This is a genomic window from Sphingobium sp. B11D3A (genome assembly GCF_025961695.1).
Classification (GTDB): domain Bacteria; phylum Pseudomonadota; class Alphaproteobacteria; order Sphingomonadales; family Sphingomonadaceae; genus Sphingobium.
The window spans coordinates 3,089,011-3,104,444 of record NZ_JAOQOE010000001.1; the positions used below are offsets into that span (position 1 = coordinate 3,089,011).

18 protein-coding genes are annotated in these 15,434 nt (G+C 61.3%); 7 read left to right on the top strand and 11 right to left on the bottom strand.

The genetic code is table 11. The features are described from left to right. The first annotated feature begins 89 nt into the window (after positions 1–89). Together M2332_RS14405 and M2332_RS14410 are read left to right on the top strand one after the other, a co-directional pair. Entirely contained in the window at positions 90–488 is a 399-nt protein-coding gene (locus tag M2332_RS14405) for a thermonuclease family protein (RefSeq protein WP_264574976.1), read from the top strand. Positions 489–631: 143 nt separating this feature from the next. Next, positions 632–1,498: an SDR family NAD(P)-dependent oxidoreductase gene (locus M2332_RS14410; protein ID WP_264574592.1), complete on the top strand. Its 867-nt coding sequence runs from the start codon at positions 632–634 to the stop codon at positions 1,496–1,498. Positions 1,499–1,559: 61 nt separating this feature from the next. Here the strand turns inward: M2332_RS14410 and M2332_RS14415 are convergent, their stop codons facing one another. Both M2332_RS14415 and M2332_RS14420 read right to left on the bottom strand, forming a co-directional pair. Then, on the bottom strand, positions 1,560–2,222 hold the full coding sequence (locus M2332_RS14415) for a hypothetical protein (RefSeq protein ID WP_264569603.1): 663 nt from the start codon (positions 2,220–2,222) through the stop codon (positions 1,560–1,562). Between the two features lie 186 nt (positions 2,223–2,408). Continuing rightward, positions 2,409–2,576 (bottom strand): hypothetical protein, encoded by a 168-nt coding sequence (locus M2332_RS14420; protein WP_264569604.1) that lies wholly within the window; start codon positions 2,574–2,576, stop codon positions 2,409–2,411. Positions 2,577–2,785: 209 nt separating this feature from the next. Between M2332_RS14420 and M2332_RS14425 the strand changes: the two genes are divergently transcribed. Next, positions 2,786–2,920 carry an entericidin A/B family lipoprotein gene (locus tag M2332_RS14425; RefSeq protein WP_264569605.1) on the top strand — a complete coding sequence of 45 codons (135 nt, stop codon included), beginning with the start codon at positions 2,786–2,788 and terminating at the stop codon, positions 2,918–2,920. A gap of 102 nt (positions 2,921–3,022) precedes the next feature. On the opposite strand, the gene M2332_RS14430 is transcribed toward M2332_RS14425, so the two are convergent. The 6 genes from M2332_RS14430 to M2332_RS14455 all read right to left on the bottom strand — a co-directional run bounded on the left by M2332_RS14430 (position 3,023) and on the right by M2332_RS14455 (position 6,640). Further along, a complete protein-coding gene (locus M2332_RS14430; protein WP_264574593.1) occupies positions 3,023–3,601 on the bottom strand; it encodes a glycine zipper 2TM domain-containing protein in 579 nt (192 codons plus the stop codon). 119 nt (positions 3,602–3,720) lie between these two features. Continuing rightward, positions 3,721–4,191 carry a hypothetical protein gene (locus tag M2332_RS14435; protein WP_264574594.1) on the bottom strand — a complete coding sequence of 157 codons (471 nt, stop codon included), beginning with the start codon at positions 4,189–4,191 and terminating at the stop codon, positions 3,721–3,723. 261 nt (positions 4,192–4,452) lie between these two features. Next, positions 4,453–5,505 carry a ribonucleotide-diphosphate reductase subunit beta gene (locus tag M2332_RS14440; RefSeq protein ID WP_181558882.1) on the bottom strand — a complete coding sequence of 351 codons (1,053 nt, stop codon included), beginning with the start codon at positions 5,503–5,505 and terminating at the stop codon, positions 4,453–4,455. 164 nt (positions 5,506–5,669) lie between these two features. Continuing rightward, a complete protein-coding gene (locus tag M2332_RS14445; protein ID WP_181558883.1) occupies positions 5,670–5,858 on the bottom strand; it encodes a hypothetical protein in 189 nt (62 codons plus the stop codon). After that, a complete protein-coding gene (locus M2332_RS14450; RefSeq protein WP_264574595.1) occupies positions 5,855–6,262 on the bottom strand; it encodes a PepSY domain-containing protein in 408 nt (135 codons plus the stop codon). Before M2332_RS14450 ends, M2332_RS14445 begins: the two co-directional genes overlap by 4 nt. 57 nt (positions 6,263–6,319) lie before the next feature. Beyond that, on the bottom strand, positions 6,320–6,640 hold the full coding sequence (locus tag M2332_RS14455) for a hypothetical protein (protein WP_264574977.1): 321 nt from the start codon (positions 6,638–6,640) through the stop codon (positions 6,320–6,322). A gap of 262 nt (positions 6,641–6,902) precedes the next feature. On the opposite strand from M2332_RS14455, the gene M2332_RS14460 reads away from it, so the two are divergent. Next, positions 6,903–7,301 carry a DUF2171 domain-containing protein gene (locus tag M2332_RS14460; protein ID WP_264569609.1) on the top strand — a complete coding sequence of 133 codons (399 nt, stop codon included), beginning with the start codon at positions 6,903–6,905 and terminating at the stop codon, positions 7,299–7,301. A gap of 343 nt (positions 7,302–7,644) precedes the next feature. Here the strand turns inward: M2332_RS14460 and M2332_RS14465 are convergent, their stop codons facing one another. Further along, on the bottom strand, positions 7,645–8,601 hold the full coding sequence (locus M2332_RS14465; RefSeq protein WP_264574596.1) for an alpha/beta fold hydrolase: 957 nt from the start codon (positions 8,599–8,601) through the stop codon (positions 7,645–7,647). A 144-nt stretch (positions 8,602–8,745) separates the two neighbouring features. Here M2332_RS14465 and M2332_RS14470 point away from each other — a divergent pair, with 144 nt between their 5' ends. Further along, positions 8,746–10,389, top strand: a complete 1,644-nt coding sequence (locus M2332_RS14470) for an RNA-directed DNA polymerase (RefSeq protein ID WP_264574597.1) — start codon at positions 8,746–8,748, stop codon at positions 10,387–10,389. A gap of 7 nt (positions 10,390–10,396) precedes the next feature. Here M2332_RS14470 and uvrA read toward each other — a convergent pair whose 3' ends face one another. After that, on the bottom strand, positions 10,397–13,429 hold the full coding sequence (uvrA, locus tag M2332_RS14475) for an excinuclease ABC subunit UvrA (RefSeq protein WP_181558887.1): 3,033 nt from the start codon (positions 13,427–13,429) through the stop codon (positions 10,397–10,399). A 200-nt stretch (positions 13,430–13,629) separates the two neighbouring features. Here uvrA and M2332_RS14480 point away from each other — a divergent pair, with 200 nt between their 5' ends. Then, positions 13,630–13,992 carry a hypothetical protein gene (locus M2332_RS14480; protein WP_264569613.1) on the top strand — a complete coding sequence of 121 codons (363 nt, stop codon included), beginning with the start codon at positions 13,630–13,632 and terminating at the stop codon, positions 13,990–13,992. A gap of 35 nt (positions 13,993–14,027) precedes the next feature. Here the strand turns inward: M2332_RS14480 and M2332_RS14485 are convergent, their stop codons facing one another. Then, positions 14,028–14,795: a Crp/Fnr family transcriptional regulator gene (locus tag M2332_RS14485; RefSeq protein WP_264574598.1), complete on the bottom strand. Its 768-nt coding sequence runs from the start codon at positions 14,793–14,795 to the stop codon at positions 14,028–14,030. 162 nt (positions 14,796–14,957) lie between these two features. Between M2332_RS14485 and M2332_RS14490 the strand changes: the two genes are divergently transcribed. Next, complete coding sequence (locus M2332_RS14490; protein ID WP_264569615.1) at positions 14,958–15,332, top strand: hypothetical protein; 375 nt, start codon at positions 14,958–14,960, stop codon at positions 15,330–15,332. Positions 15,333–15,434: the final 102 nt, after the last annotated feature.

Below are 15,434 nucleotides of genomic sequence, written 5' to 3' on the forward strand. Positions count from 1 at the left end.
CTCTTCTGGCGTTTCTGCTGATCGTGCTGGCCCTGCTCCGTGCGCCGCCCGAACGGATCGAGGCCGCTGATGGAGCGCGCGTGCACGTGATGGATGGCGATAGCCTGCGGATCGGCGCCCGGATCGTGCGCATCGCCGACATCGACGCGGTCGAGCTGGATCAACGTTGCCAGGATGCCACCGGCCAGCCCTGGGACTGCGGCGCGCAGGCGCGCGACGCCCTGCTGGCGCTGGTGCGCCGCGGTGGGCTCATCTGCGAGTCCCGGACGACGGACCAATATGGCCGCGCCGTGGCGACCTGCACCACCGCCCGGATCGCGGATGTCGGCGCGACCATGGTGGCGGAGGGCTGGGCGATCAGCGACCTCGGGCGCGGCTCCGGCGCGTATCCGCAGGAAGAGGAGGCTGCCCGTTCCGCGCAGCGCGGCATCTGGCGTGGCACGTTCGAGACGCCCTCGGTCTGGCGCGCCGCGCATCCGCGATCCTGAGGGACCAGCGACCCCGCAGGCGACGGCCGCTGTTGACTCTGTCCGGATTTGCTGGATGAGATTGGAAGAGCGGCCGGGCGCAGCGTCGGCCGATGCGTCAGTTTGAGCAAGCCGGCGAGGCGCCGGGTTTGGAGAGGAAAGTCATGGAGATTGCGGGCACGACGGCGTTCATCACGGGCGGGGCGAGCGGGATCGGCTTCGGCATTGCCCAGCAGCTGCTCGCCAATGGCGCCAGGCTGGTGCTGGCCGATATCCGCCAGGACCATCTCGATGAAGCCAAGGCGTTTTTCGAGGAGCGCCAGCAGGGCCGCAATGTCCACACCATACGGCTCGACGTGTCCGACCGCGACCAGATGCGCGAGGCCGCCAAGGAATGCGAGGCCGTGATGGGCGGGCCGGAAATCCTGATCAACAACGCCGGCATCGATCCGTCCGGCCCGTTCGATCAGGCCACCTATGCCGATTGGGACTATGGCATTGGCGTCAATCTTATGGGGCCGATCAACGGCATCATGGAATTTGCGCCCGGCATGCGCCGGCGGGGCAAGGGCGGCCACATCGTCAACACCGCGTCGCTGGCCGGCTTGACGCCGATGCCCAGTTTCATGGCCATTTATGCCGTGGCGAAGGCGGGCGTCATCACCCTGTCTGAATCGATTCGCGACAGCATGGCGCAGGACAATATCGGCGTGACGGTGCTGATGCCCGGCCCGATCAAGAGCCGCATCCATGAATCCGGTCAGAACCGGCCGGAGCGCTTCCGCTCGGGTAGCGGTCTTGCGCAGACGGAAGATCAGCTCGCCAAGCGCGTGGTGTCCGATACCTGGATGGAACCGACGGAAGTGGGCGACATGATCGTCGACGCGATCCGCAACAATACGCTGTACGTGGCGACGCACGGTAATTGGAAAGACAATGTGGAAGAGCGCTTCAAGGCGCTGATGGCCGCAATGCCGGAGGCCAAGCCGTTTGATTTCGGCGCGACCCTGGCCGTGCCGGACGAAGACTGAGGATTGATCCGCACCCGGAGCGCGCCTGCCTCTGATGCAGGGCGCGCTTCCGGCGAGCCGCTTAGCGCTGCGTGGTCGTCTGGCTGGTCGTCGCCTGGACGGTCTGCACCAGTCCCGGCGTGCTGTTCGCAGCCGCAGCCCGCGCGAGCGATCCGTCCGGATCGGGCAGGCTTGCGGCCTTGTTCAGCTCCCAAAGCAGGAACGTCGCCTTCTCGCTGAACGCGATGGGGGTCTGGTTCGCGACTTCGGCGAGCTGCGCCTTGGCCTTGGCGCAGAACTTGTCGCGCGACTGGGTGTTGGAATAGCGGTTGTAGAGCTTGGTCATATGGTCGTCATGGGCATCCTGCCACTTGCGACCGCCCTTGGCCTTGAACAGATCGACCTGCATCTGCGCGGCTTCCGAGAGCAGGCCCTTATGGACCGAGAGCATCCGGTTGTAGTCGGAGACCATCGCTGCATTGTCCGGCCCCTGGCAGAGCAGCACGGCGACGTTCAGGCCTGAGCGCAGGTGCCACATGTCCTGCCCCTTATTCTCACCGATCAGGATCGGCGGTGGCGGCGGCACTTCGATCAGCGGGACATTCTGCGGAATGGGAACGGGAATATTCTGCAGCGGCGCTTCGGCGACCTGCTTTGCGGTGCAGCCTGCCAAGGCCAGCAGCGGCAGAGCGGACAGTGCGACTGCGGCCTTGATCCGCCGGCCCCCGATCATGCTCAATGCCATAACGTTCTTCCTCCCGAGGGGGCGCCATGGGTGGCGGCCCTGTTCCCATCAAGAGGCGCTTATCCTCCTCTGATTCCACCAAGGCAAGACCCTTATGGACTCGATTCGTCGCACCGGCGGGGAACCCGCGACTCGCCGAGATTCAGAGCTTTGCGGCGATGCGGTTCATCGCCGTTGAAAGTGGAATCAGTGTCGGGTGCCGGGGTGGGTGCCGGCCGCCTTTGCACCGACCATATGCTGCAACACGATCACGCGCTGCCGCTCACGGTGCCAGTCGCGAGAGGGGTTGGCCTGAATCTGCGCAAGCAGGCTCTGCAGCTCTTGGCGGCGATGCTCGATGGTGACCGGATCCATGCGGAAATCTCCTTCGATTGTACCGCTAGGAATACGTGCGCGCTGGAGACCGGTTCCCGCTCGCAAGCCCCTTTCGGCAGCAATGCATCGCACATGAGTGCCTTTTCATCCGGGCCGGGATCACCAGCAGGCGGATTGCGCCGGATCGCATTTTTTCGGATAGTCGAGGGCGTTGGAAAACATCCGATAATCGGAAAGGGATCGAGGACATGAAAACAAGAAGGTCGGCGCTACTTCTCGCGGTCGTGAGCGCATCCCTGCTCCTGTCTGCTTGCGCGACGGTGAAGGGCCTTGGCCGGGACATCGAGTCCGTGGGTCAGGCAGGTCAGGACGCGATTAACTGATCCTTGGCAACTGATCCCTGGCAACTGACCCTTGGCTGACAAAAGCCCGGCCCGCTGGGGTCAGCGCGCCGGGCTAATGCTACAGCTCTGTGTCGGCCGGGCTTAGCGGCAGACGACATCGCCCCGATCGACCGACCGTCCGATCATCGCCCCGGCGCCCGCGCCCAGCACGGCCCCCAGGATCGAGGAACGACCGCGATCGAGCTGATCGCCAAGCAAGCCGCCCAGCGCCGCACCGACGATCAGGCCGGTGGTGCCGTCCGAGCGGCGGCAATAATAGCGATCATCATAGCCCCGATACACGCGGGTATCGCGGTAGACGCGCACCGGCGCATAGCCGCCGCGATAATAACGGTCGGCATAATAGCCGCGATAGCGCGGGTCCGGCCGGTTATAGTCATAGGCGTAGACGACGCGCGGGGCAGGGCGGACGACAGGGCGGCGGTCGATCACCACAACCCGGTCACGGCCCCGGCGGTCGTCCCGGTCCCAACGGCGATTGTCATGACGATAATCGCGCCGATCGTCGCGGCGGTAGTCACGTCGATCGTCGCGGTCCCGCTGCCAATCCCGGTCATGCCCGCGACCCGGGTCGGCAAAAGCGGGGGTGGCGGCCAGACCGCCCACCGTCACGGCACCCAGCGCCAGCGCCGCGATGCTGTTCTTCAGAGCCTTGTACATCTGTCTCACTCCGATCCTTATTCTGTCTCTCCCGGCAGCGGGAGATCGGACCGGACTGTATCGCGAGTCGCCTGAACCGGTGGCGACGGGCGGTTCATTTGGGGGAAAGGGGAAGCGTTTTAACTGCCGCTATTCTCACTCGAAAATGCTTGAGCATTGAGTGCTTGCGGGAAGTTCTCATTCGCAAACTTGCGCAGTTCTGAGAAGGTTGTTCTGGAGGATCGGCAGGAATTTATAAAATTCTTCCCGTGTTCACTGGTTTGAAGGCCGGTAAAAACTTCTATGATATGATCACCAAGAACATCCTTCGCATCTTTCGTAAGAATATTTTTATTAAATAAACTACAAGCTATTTCAAAATAGCTCAATATTTGTCCAATGTTGTATTGATATTCTGAATTATTTTCTGATATTCGATCCCAATACCTATTTATTTCTGAGAATATTTCCAAGGCCATGCTTACGTCGTAAGATGTCCGCTGATGGCGGAAAGTTCTTATCCCCATCCATGCAGCAACGAATGCGATTACTGCTGTCGCGCCTGACGAGAATGCGGTGACCCAATCGGTTATCCCAGCGCTCTCATTCATTTTTTTGTTGGGGTGGGCGGAGGAGGTGGGGGCAGGTGGCCGGTAGGGACCGAGCCCCCAGGGCTTGTAGTGGAAGGATTTGGTGCCATCGGCAGATGCCCTGTTGGAGCGGTGTTCGTCCGGATGTCGCTGGTTTGAACAACGGTTCTTTTGATTTTCTCTTCCATTTTATCCCTCCCGCCCCCAGGCGCTATCGCAGACACTCACACAAGAAAAACCACTTGTTGAACGTTCTCGTGCCCGCTCTTGTGGCGCTGGTCTCTACTCCGCCGCCACCCCGGCCCGCGAGAACATGTCCTCGCCGCTGTCGCTTTCGGCCTCGCCGTCATTGGCGCGCATTTTCTTGCGGCGGTCGAAGCTGTCCCACACCTCGTTCCAGTTGCCGCGCGTGGCGCCCTTGGAATATTCGGTGGCGCGCGTTTCGAAGAAGTTGGCGTGCTCCACGCCGTTGAGCAGCGGGGTGAGCCAGGGGAGCGGGTGCTCCTCGATCATGTAGATCGGCTGGAAGCCGAGCTGGCCCAGCCGCCAGTCGGCGATGTAGCGGATGTAGCGCTTGATCTCCTTGGCGGTCATGCCGGGCACCGGGCCTTGCTCGAAGGCGAGGTCGATGAAGGCATCCTCCAGCCGCACGGTCTTCTGGCAGCAATCGATAATGTCTTCCTTCACCGCCTTGGTCAGGCAGTCGCGCTCCTTCACGAACTCGTGGAACAGGCGCACGATGCCCTCGCAGTGCAGGCTCTCGTCGCGCACCGACCAGGTGACGATCTGGCCCATGCCCTTCATCTTGTTGAAGCGCGGGAAGTTCATCAGCATCGCGAAGCTGGCGAAGAGCTGCATGCCCTCGGTGAAGCCGCCGAACATGGCAAGGGTGCGGGCAATGTCCTCATCGCTGTCCACGCCGAACTGCTGCATGTAATCATGCTTGGCGCGCATCTCGTCATATTCGAGGAACATCGAATATTCGCTCTCGGGCATGCCGATGGTGTCGAGCAGGTGCGAATAGGCCGCGATGTGGATCGTCTCCATGTTGCTGAACGCGGTCAGCATCATCTTGATCTCGGTCGGCTTGAACACGCGGCCATATTTGTCGTGGTAGCAATCCTGCACTTCCACGTCCGCCTGGGTGAAGAAGCGGAAGATCTGCGTCAGCAGGTTGCGCTCATGGTCGGAGAGCTTCTGCGCCCAGTCGCGGCAATCCTCGCCCAGAGGCACTTCCTCGGGCATCCAGTGGACCTGCTGCTGGCGCTTCCAATAGTCATAGGCCCAGGGATATTCGAAGGGCTTGTAGACCTTGGAGGCTTGGAGAAGCGACATTTTTCCGGGCTCCGCAATTGGGATGGCTGTAGGGCGCAAATAACTAGATGAAGGGGGATGCTAGTCCAATCCACCACAATGTCTAGCGGTGTTGTCGCGTTCATCCACAGTAAATTTTGTGTCCCCGGCCTTGACTTTCGCCAGCGCCGCAGGCCGCCGTCGGTTCAGCCGGCCATGCGCTCCAGCCCCCAGGCGAACAGGGCGAGGATGAGCGCGAAGGAGAGCGCCATGGTGCCGGCGATGCGCTTGCCATAGACCCCCTGCGGCGTCCGCGCCTTGCGCGCGAGGATGAGCGCACCGCAGAGCGCCGCCGTGCCCGAGACGCCGGCCATGATGAGCGCCGGGAGGGTCATTTCCAGAAGATGTCGCGCCGTCCCCGGCTGAGGCGATTGCGGAACATCTGCACATACATCCACATGCCGGACATCGCGAAAAAGACGAGCGCGAAGCCGGAGAGCAGGGAGATGATCACGCCGACGGGACCGAAAAACTCGCCCGAATGGAGATGATGAAACAGGCCTACCAACTTGCGGGCGGGGTTCGGCGCGGCTTGCTGGGCGGCGGGCGCACCCGCAGACGGGCCAGCCTTCTGTGCCGCGACCGGCGCCTGCGCGGGCGGCGGTGCGCCGCGCTCCTCGGTCTCGAACACGCTCCCCCGCGCGACCATCGCGGCGAAATGGCTGCCCAAGCCGGTCAGGGCGATGAACAGCATGAACAGGCCGATGAAGACGGTGGTCCAGCGATGCCATTTACGCATGGGTGCATCCTTTCTTGCGGAAGGCAGGTGCAGCAGCGGAAGGATGGGCGCTCGCCATCACCGGCCGCGCCACCGATCGACATAGACGGTCACCGTCTTGGTTTTGCGCGCGCCCACGCCGAAGACGACTATGCCGAGGAAATAGCCGAAATCATACCATCCGCCATTATTGGGCACGGCATAGACCGCGACATCATCCGCGATCAGCGAGAGCGCCCAGGCGAAGGGGAAGATGAAGCCGTGCCACAGGCCGAGCAGGAAGCCGGGCGTATCCGGCGCGCTGCTCACCGCCGCGGCGCTCTGCCGGGCGCATCCGCCAAGGATCAGCAGCAGGCCCGCCGGCAAGGCGAGCGCGGCGCCGGCGGAGGGGCGGGGCATGGGGTGCGTGGTCATCGCGTCGGTCATCCACTGCTGTGTGACCGCTCAGGCGGCCGGACGCATTGACCCGTATCAAAAGCGGCGCGCGCCGTCTCGCGCCGGATTTCGCTTGGTGCCGGCCGTGAACGGCCCAGTCGTGGCGGGGATGCGCTGGATGGGGTGGGGTTTTCGGAACGCTCCGCCGCCTCGGCCGTTCTGTCTTCAGTACCATCTAGTTCGTTACCATCTAGTTCGTTGTATCTGCAGAGAAAAGGAGCGAGCCATGTTCGAGAAGTGGCGCATCAAGGAGCATATGGAAGTCGCGGATGCGAGTGGCCGCCATGTCGGCACCGTCGACAAGGTGGACGGCGATCTGCTGGTCCTCACCCGCACGGATTCGGCGGACAGCCGCCATCACCAGATCAACCTTGATTATGTCGATAGCATCCATGACGATCGTGTCACGCTCAAGCCCGATACGCCCATGCCTGAGGGCCTGACGATCGGCGGCGGCTATGCCGATGGCACGCGTCCCGGCGTCCAGTCCGGCGGCGTGAAGACGGACAGCTATGCCGGCAGCGCGGCGACCACCAGCACGACCGGCACCAACGAGAATTCGCAGATCTTCGGCACCAGCGGCCTTGGCACCGGCATGGGCGGGTCCGGCACGCCCTCGACCTGAGGCACATTCGCCTGAACAAGTCCGGTGGCCGGGTCCCTCCCGCCCGGCCACCAACACATCGCTGCGACGAAAGAGCGCCTGCATACGTCCGTCCGATGCAGCGAGACGGCCCAACGTGCGTCAGGCGCGATTGATCGCGCGGCCCTTGTTCCCCGGCCTGTCGACCCTATCTGATAGGGAACAGGTTCAGTGAATGCTGCACCCAAAGGGGTAGAAAGTCGCTTCGGCGGTGATCTCCCACACACAGCCGAGCGGCTGAAAAGGGTCCGGTCTCCCATCCCCCCACCCCCCGGGAGGCCGGACTTCTTTTCCGCTCACATCTTCCGAAAAATTGGCCCCGAGGTCAGTCGCGCAGGAAGGCCTGCAGCGCCGCGAGTGTCGCCTGCGGGTCGCTCTCCTGCAGATTGTGCGTGGCATTGGGCAGCGCATGGCCGCGCACGTCCGTCGCCTCGGCCTGCCACACGCCCAATATGTCATCGAACAGGCGCGGATAGAGCCCCTTGCCGGCCCAGATGGCGAGCAGCGGGCAGGTGATCTTCTTCCCCGCCGCCAGATCGGCATGGTCCAGATCCAGATCGACCGAGGCCGAGGCGCGATAATCCTCGCACATCGCATGGAGCATCGCCGGGTCGAGCCGGTGGCGATCATATTCCCGCTCGATCTCGCTGGACGCCTCGACCGCCCGCGCCTGGTAGCGCGCCAGCGTCTCCTCCTCCGGAATGGGCGCCGGGCGCAGGAAGCTGAACCAGTGATAATAGCCGCGCACGAAGCCGAGCGTGACATGGCTGTAGAGATAATGCTCCGGCAATATGTCCAGCACCGCGAGCTTGCGGACCTTCTCGGGATGATCCAGCGCCATCCGCCGCCCGACCCGCGCGCCCCGATCATGCCCGACGAGCAGGAAGCGCTCATGGCCCAGCTGCGCCATCACCTCCACGCCATCCTGCGCCATCGCCCGCTTGGAATAAGCCGAATGATCCGCGCCGCCCTCCGGCTTGCTGCTATCCCCATAACCGCGCAGATCGGCCAGCACGACGGTGTAGTCCCGCGCGAGCGCCGGGGCGACGAGATGCCAGGTGACAAGCGATTCCGGCGCGCCATGGAGCATGAGCAACGGCGGCCCCGATCCGCCCGTGACAACATTGATCTCCGCGCCGCTGGTCTTGATCCGCAGGTTGCGAAAGCCGGGGTAGAGCTTCTGCCAGAGCGGCGGGGTGGGGGTTTGCGCCTGAGCGGCGGGTGGCGCGATATTTGCGTCGCCGACGGCACCGCAATTTATAGTATCGCGGCATACGTTCACGGACGGACTTCCTTAGCGGCTGGATATGAAGCTCAATGTGGATGGGAGAGGGGAGCCGGTCAAGGTATTGAAAGAAAATAGACTTGACTGATTCAGTCGATACAGGGTTTGATCGTGCGTGGTGGACCGTGGTGGGGGTGGAACATGGAAGAAGCGGCAGTTAGACGTGCTCTATTACATCTGACTTCGCTAGGGGACACGGACATATTCCCCTCGCCTTTTGAATTCGTATTTTATGACGAATGCGCCGATAAAATCACTGAAATTGTCTGTGGGCTTAACACCGGGCAATATCGACCAAAAAGTTGTGTAGAAATATTGAGCCCAAAGAGAGAGTTGTCATTTAGAATTGCGCATCAACTTTATCCATCTGATACATTGCTATATACGAGTGCGGTGATTCAAATTGCCCCTTCGATTGAAGAGATTAGATTACCTGTCGAGAACGGACCTTTTTCTTACCGTTTCGTTGATAAAGCGGACGAGCCTAGATTATACTCAGAGTCTTCAAGCTTCCACGATTGGCTCCTTCGTGTGAAAGCGATATGCGATGAAGCAGATCCATTCTCTGACGTTAAATATGTCATCGAAACGGACATTTCTGATTTCTACGCCCGAATATATTTCCATCGTATTGAGCATATAATGGATGATTGTGGTGCGCCAAATTCAGTAAGGAAAGTAATCGAAGGTATAATAAAGTATAGCCGCGCAAGGCAATCATACGGATTGCCGGTGGGAACCGCTGCCTCAAGATTGTTAGCAGAAGGTTTGCTTAACGATACTGATCGAATGATAGTAGAAAGGTCGAGTGGGTATACTCGATTCGTGGACGATTTTCGAATTGTGGTCGATCACCAAAGCCAAGTCCATGCAACGTTGTGTAAACTTGCCGAGCATCTCATGCTTACGGAAGGGCTTTCTCTAAACTCTAGCAAAACTCGGACTTACACAACGGAGGATTCTGTAAAGCAAATTGATAAAAAACTATCCGATGTTTTTAACGACGATGAACTTGTAAGTATCAGTAGATATATAAGGCAAGTTTACGATGACGAAGATATTTCTATTGAAGAGATAGAGGATGTAGACCCGGAAAGGCTTGTGGACAAGCTCGTTGAATTAATTAAGTCTGACGCCGTTGATTATGCCGCAGTAAAGGTTTTAATGAAAGCATTACGGGCGGTGTCAATAGAAGACGGATTAAAAGTAGTAGATAGAACTACAGAGCTTCTTTATTATCTTCCTAGAGATTACTGTCTTTTCCTCGGGTCGTTAGCGCAACGCGCAGAGGGAATTGCAGACGATTTGGCTGAAAAGTTGGTTTCCGTACTGGAAGGTCCCCCTTATTCTGAGATGACTTTATCTAGAATTTGGGTGGCGCATCTTTTCGTTTCTCAAGCTCTACCGATTAGTCGGGCGCGTTTGGAGCGTTTAAGATTGAATGGATCTGTCTTGGAGAGGCGCCAGAAGCTCCTGTTGCTGGGTTTGCTTGGTGATCGCTCCTTCTTCCGCGAAAAGAAAACAAGTTTTGATGAGATGAGTGATTGGGAGAAGCCAGCTTTGATGCTGGGAGCCTCATGCTTATCAAAAGGTGAATATACTACGTGGCTCGGAACTATCAAAAGTCGGATGAATGATCCGTTTGAAGATATCTATCATTCTTGGCTTGTTCAGAATCAGTCTGCCTTGTTTGAAAAACTTAAGGTCCAATTCAAAGTGAAGTCAAAAGGCGAGATGATGGCGGAAGCACTTGACGATCTAGGCGATGATTTTCCTGCATTTTAACAGTTATTCACTCCGCCGCCTCACTCACAGCCTTCTTCCCCAGCAACGGCGCCAGATACCGCCCCGTATAGCTCCGCTTCTCCTTCACCACCTGCTCGGGCGTGCCGGTCGCGACGATCTCGCCGCCTTTCACGCCGCCTTCCGGCCCCAGGTCGATGATCCAGTCGGCGGTCTTGATGACATCGAGATTATGCTCGATCACCACCACACTGTTGCCCTGTTCGACCAGCGCGTGGAGGACTTCGAGCAGTTTGCGCACGTCCTCGAAATGGAGGCCGGTGGTGGGCTCATCGAGAATGTAGAGGGTGTTGCCGGTGGCGCGGCGGCTCAGCTCCTTGGCGAGCTTCACGCGCTGGGCCTCGCCGCCTGAGAGGGTCGTCGCCTGCTGGCCGACCTTCACATAGCCCAGGCCCACTTCCGCGAGCATGGCCATGCGGTCGCGGATCGGCGGCACGGCCTTGAAGAACTCGACGGCGTCTTCCACCGTCATGTCCAGCACGTCAGCGATGCTGTGGCCCTTGAACTTCACCTCCAGCGTCTCGCGATTGTAGCGCTTGCCGTGGCATTCCTCGCAGGTGACGTAGACATCCGGCAGGAAGTGCATCTCGATCTTGATGACGCCATCGCCCTGGCAGGCCTCGCAGCGGCCGCCCTTCACGTTGAAGGAGAAGCGGCCGGGCTTGTAGCCGCGCGCCTGGCTTTCCGGCAGGCCGGCGAACCAGTCGCGGATGTTGGTGAAAGCGCCGGTATAGGTCGCCGGGTTGGAGCGCGGGGTGCGGCCGATGGGCGACTGATCGATGTCGATCACCTTGTCGAGATGCTCCAGCCCCTCGATCTTGTCATGCGCGCCGGCGATGACGCGGGCGCCATTCAGCGCGCGGGCGCTGGCGGCATAGAGCGTATCGATGGTGAAGCTGGACTTGCCCGAGCCGGAGACGCCGGTGATGCAGGTGAAGGTACCGAGCGGGATGGACGCGCTGACGCCCTTGAGATTGTTGGCACGGGCATTTTTGACGGTCAGCTTCTTGCCGCTGCCCTTGCGGCGCTTGGCGGCGACGGGGATTTCGCGCGTGCCGTTGAGATAATCGGCGGTGAGCGAGCCCTGCGTCGCCAGCACATCGGCCAGCGTGCCCTGCGCGACGATCTCGCCGCCATGCACGCCGGCGCCCGGCCCCATGTCGACGATATGGTCGGCCGCGCGGATCGCGTCCTCATCATGCTCCACCACGATGACGGTGTTGCCGAGATCGCGCAGGCGCTTGAGCGTCACCAGCAGCATGTCGTTGTCGCGCTGGTGGAGGCCGATGCTCGGCTCATCCAGCACATAGAGCACGCCGGAGAGGCCCGAGCCGATCTGGCTGGCGAGGCGGATGCGCTGGCTCTCGCCGCCCGAGAGCGTGCCGCTGGTGCGGTCCAGATTGAGATAATCGAGGCCGACATTGTTGAGGAAGCCGAGCCGCTCGATAATCTCCTTGAGGATGGCCTTGGCGATCTGGTTCTGCTGGTCGGTCAGCTGCTGGGGCAGGGCAGTGAACCAGGCCAGCGCATCCACCACGCTCATGCGGGTGGGGGTGGCGATGTCCTGCATCGCGACCTTCACGGCCAGCGCCTCGGGCTTTAGGCGCGCGCCGCCGCAGGTCTCGCAGGGCTGCGCGGTCTGGAACTTGCCCAGCTCCTCGCGCATCCAGGCGCTGTCCGTCTGCAGCATCCGGCGGTTCAGATTGCCGATGACGCCCTCGAACGGCTTGGAGACGCTGTAGCTCTTGCGCCCATCCTGGAAGGTGAGGGTGACCGGCTTGCCGCCCGTGCCGTGCAGGATGATGAGGCGCACCTCGCCCGGCAGCTCGCTCCACGGCGTCTCCAGGCTGAAGCCGAAGGCCTTGGCGAGGGAGGCGAGCACCTGCATGTAATAAGGGCTCGGCGGATTGGACTTGGCCCAGGGCACGATCGCGCCCTTTTTGAGCGTCAGCGCCTCATTGGGGACAACGAGCTGCTCGTCGAACTCCAGCTTCTCGCCCAGACCATCGCAGGCCGGGCAGGCGCCCTGCGGCGCGTTGAACGAGAACAGGCGCGGCTCGATCTCCTGAATGGTGAAGCCGCTGACCGGGCAGGCGAATTTTTCGCTGAAGATGATGCGGTTGGCCGGGATGCCGGCGTTTTTCATGCCTTTTTTCAGCCCCTCCCCTTCAGGGGAGGGGTTGGGGTGGGGCTGCTGCGTCGCGCCCGTGACTTCCGATGACGGCATTGAGCCGCCATCTCCAGCACCCACCCCTTGCCCCTCCCTTGAAAGGGAGGGGTTAAGGAGAGACGCCACCGTCCCCTCAGCCAGATCCACATAAGCCAGCCCCTCGGCCAGCTTGAGCGCGGTCTCGAAGCTCTCCGCCAGCCGCTGCGCCATATCTTCGCGGACCACCACGCGGTCCACCACCACCTCGATGTCGTGCTTGTACTTCTTGTCGAGCGCGGGGGCTTCCTCGATGGGGTAGAATTCGCCATCGATGCGCACGCGGGTGAAGCCGGCCCGCTGCCACTCGGCCAGCTCCTTGCGATACTCGCCCTTGCGGCCGCGCACGACCGGGGCGAGCAGATAGACCCGCGTCCCTTCCGGCAGCGCCAGCACGCGGTCGACCATCTGGCTGACCGTCTGCGCGCTGATCGGCAGGCCGGTGGCGGGGGAGTAAGGCACGCCCACGCGCGCCCACAGCAGGCGCATATAGTCGTAGATCTCGGTCACGGTCGCGACCGTGGAGCGCGGGTTGCGGCTTGTGGTCTTCTGCTCGATGGAGATGGCCGGCGAGAGGCCGTCGATATGCTCGACATCCGGCTTCTGCATCATCTCCAGGAACTGGCGCGCATAAGCAGAGAGGGACTCCACATAGCGCCGCTGGCCCTCGGCATAGATGGTGTCGAAGGCGAGGCTCGACTTGCCGCTGCCGGAGAGGCCCGTGATGACGACCAGCGCATCGCGCGGCAGATCCACGTCAATGCCCTTGAGATTGTGCTCGCGCGCGCCGCGCACCGAAATATGGGTAAGGCTCATGGGCGGTGTTCTATCTCTGTTCCTGAAGGGAATCCAGCGGCAAGGTTCAGCCAGAGGCACAGATAGGATCGCCCGAGGCCAGATGCGAGATGGCCCGACGGACATTCGAGCGATTGCACGTGCATCGAGTCTTGATCTTAATCATTGTACCAGCAGGCCGTGGCGTGGAATGCCCGGCCCGACAGACGACGGAGAACGACATGACCCTGGCACGTTACGCACGACTGGCGACCCTTGCAGGCACCATGATGGTTTCAGCCACCGTCGCGCTGGCGCAGGACACGCCGCAGGAGCAGGAAGAGCGGCGTGTGCTCCATGCCGAGCAGGCAAAGCTGGCAGCGCAGCAGATGAGCGATTTCGAAGCGCAGAAGAAGGCCATTGCCGACGAGCAGGCCGCGCGTGAACAGACCTATCGCGACGCGCTGGCGGCACGGGATGCGAAGATCGCCGCCGAACAGGCGCAGGCCGCCGAGGCGCGGGCGAAGTGGGAGGCGGATGTCGCGGCCTGTCTGGCTGGCGACAAGACCAAATGCGCGCCGCTTCCGCCGAAGACCAGAAAGTAGGAGGCCATCTCCCGCGCGACGGCTCCTGGCAAACGCTAGGGGCTGACGTCGTGGACCAGATGCTCAAGCTCGGCGGGGTCCGGATAGACGCCCGCCAGCACGTGATCGAAATGGGTGCGCACCATGTCGTTGCATGAACAGGCGCGCTGACGCAGCCGATCCGCATCCAGCACGACGAGCGAGCCGCGCCGGGTCTGGACGAGCCCGTCGGTCTTGAAGCTCTTGATCAGGCGGCTGGCATAGCTGCGCGCAATGCCGAGAAGGGACCCGAATTCCTCCTGCGTCATCATCACCTGATTGTTGCCGGTGCGATCGACAGCGGCCGTCAGCCATTTGGCCGCCCGCATCTCCAGGCTGTGGACGGCGTTACACGCGACCGACTGGAAAATCTGGGCGAGCAGACAGTCCGCATAGCGGCTGAGCAGATCGCGAATGGCGGGAGAACTCGCTTTCAGCGTCTCCAGCGTCGCAGAATCGAACCGGGCGAAATAGCCGCCATGCATCACGCATGACCGGGAGTAAGCCGCCAGCCGCCCGCTGCTGACGATGCCGCCCACAGCGCCCTCACGGCCGACCATCGCGATCTCGACCGACGAGCCGTCGTCCATCAGCACGTGGAAAGTCGCGACCGCATCGCCAAGGGGGAAATAAGCGGCCACCACGGTATCGCCGGGGTCGTAAAGGGTCGTGCCCGTGGGTAGGCGCACGACGCGCGCCACTTTGGCCATAAGGGCCAGATCGGCAGGGTTCAGCGCTGCCACCAGATTGTTATGATCGATGCCGGGCGAGACGATGTCGTGCATGCGATGCATAACGATCAGCCCCCGCCGCAGTTCCCGTCTATGTTCAAAAGTGAACAGACATCCATCAACTCACCGCGCATAGAGGCACCGCAGAGCCGCGTTCATGATAGTAAACGGGCCGCAAAGGGTCAGTAACAGGGGCAGGCCGGCGCCTCTCGTTGAATGTTCGAGGAACCGGGGATGCTGAATGTTCTTTTGCTTGAAGATGAAATGCTTATCGCGCTCGACCTTGAGTTGACGTTGCGCGAATTGGGGGCGGATGAGGTCTATCCCGTCGCCACAGTGAGCCAGGCGATTACAGCTCTGGAAAGCGGCAATATCACCGGTGCGATCGTCGATTATAATCTGGGCGGCGAAACCTCGGAGCCAGTTCTGATGGAACTGGAGGCGCGCAAAATCCCGTTCGTGGTGATGAGCGGCTATCCGGACAGCAGCTATCTGGGCGATGGCACCAGGGATTGGCCGATGCTTCCCAAGCCGGCGGGGCTGAGCGCCCTGCGCGAGGTTCTTGCCAGCATGAAAGCCTCGAAAAGCTAGGCGTAACGCGCTATCGCCGTGACGGGAGGCTGGCGAAGCAGGGCGCATTCCAAGCGTGGCGAATACTTGACCATGCTAATGATTGTGCTACTATCGGCCTCC

Excerpts from the sequence above, each read along its gene's own strand:
- M2332_RS14405 (WP_264574976.1), top strand. The coding sequence starts at position 90 with ATGGATGGCGATAGCCTGCGGATCGGCGCCCGGATCGTGCGCATCGCC.
- M2332_RS14480 (WP_264569613.1), top strand. The coding sequence starts at position 13,630 with ATGACCCTGGCACGTTACGCACGACTGGCGACCCTTGCAGGCACCATG.
- M2332_RS14455 (WP_264574977.1), bottom strand. The coding sequence starts at position 6,640 with ATGCCCCGCCCCTCCGCCGGCGCCGCGCTCGCCTTGCCGGCGGGCCTG.
- M2332_RS14485 (WP_264574598.1), bottom strand. The coding sequence starts at position 14,795 with ATGCACGACATCGTCTCGCCCGGCATCGATCATAACAATCTGGTGGCA.
- M2332_RS14410 (WP_264574592.1), top strand. The coding sequence starts at position 632 with ATGGAGATTGCGGGCACGACGGCGTTCATCACGGGCGGGGCGAGCGGG.
- M2332_RS14425 (WP_264569605.1), top strand. The coding sequence starts at position 2,786 with ATGAAAACAAGAAGGTCGGCGCTACTTCTCGCGGTCGTGAGCGCATCC.
- M2332_RS14435 (WP_264574594.1), bottom strand. The coding sequence starts at position 4,191 with ATGAATGAGAGCGCTGGGATAACCGATTGGGTCACCGCATTCTCGTCA.
- M2332_RS14445 (WP_181558883.1), bottom strand. The coding sequence starts at position 5,858 with ATGACCCTCCCGGCGCTCATCATGGCCGGCGTCTCGGGCACGGCGGCG.
- M2332_RS14420 (WP_264569604.1), bottom strand. The coding sequence starts at position 2,576 with ATGGATCCGGTCACCATCGAGCATCGCCGCCAAGAGCTGCAGAGCCTG.
- M2332_RS14490 (WP_264569615.1), top strand. The coding sequence starts at position 14,958 with ATGTTCGAGGAACCGGGGATGCTGAATGTTCTTTTGCTTGAAGATGAA.
- M2332_RS14470 (WP_264574597.1), top strand. The coding sequence starts at position 8,746 with ATGGAAGAAGCGGCAGTTAGACGTGCTCTATTACATCTGACTTCGCTA.
- M2332_RS14450 (WP_264574595.1), bottom strand. The coding sequence starts at position 6,262 with ATGCGTAAATGGCATCGCTGGACCACCGTCTTCATCGGCCTGTTCATG.
- M2332_RS14440 (WP_181558882.1), bottom strand. The coding sequence starts at position 5,505 with ATGTCGCTTCTCCAAGCCTCCAAGGTCTACAAGCCCTTCGAATATCCC.
- M2332_RS14430 (WP_264574593.1), bottom strand. The coding sequence starts at position 3,601 with ATGTACAAGGCTCTGAAGAACAGCATCGCGGCGCTGGCGCTGGGTGCC.
- M2332_RS14460 (WP_264569609.1), top strand. The coding sequence starts at position 6,903 with ATGTTCGAGAAGTGGCGCATCAAGGAGCATATGGAAGTCGCGGATGCG.
- M2332_RS14415 (WP_264569603.1), bottom strand. The coding sequence starts at position 2,222 with ATGGCATTGAGCATGATCGGGGGCCGGCGGATCAAGGCCGCAGTCGCA.
- uvrA (WP_181558887.1), bottom strand. The coding sequence starts at position 13,429 with ATGAGCCTTACCCATATTTCGGTGCGCGGCGCGCGCGAGCACAATCTC.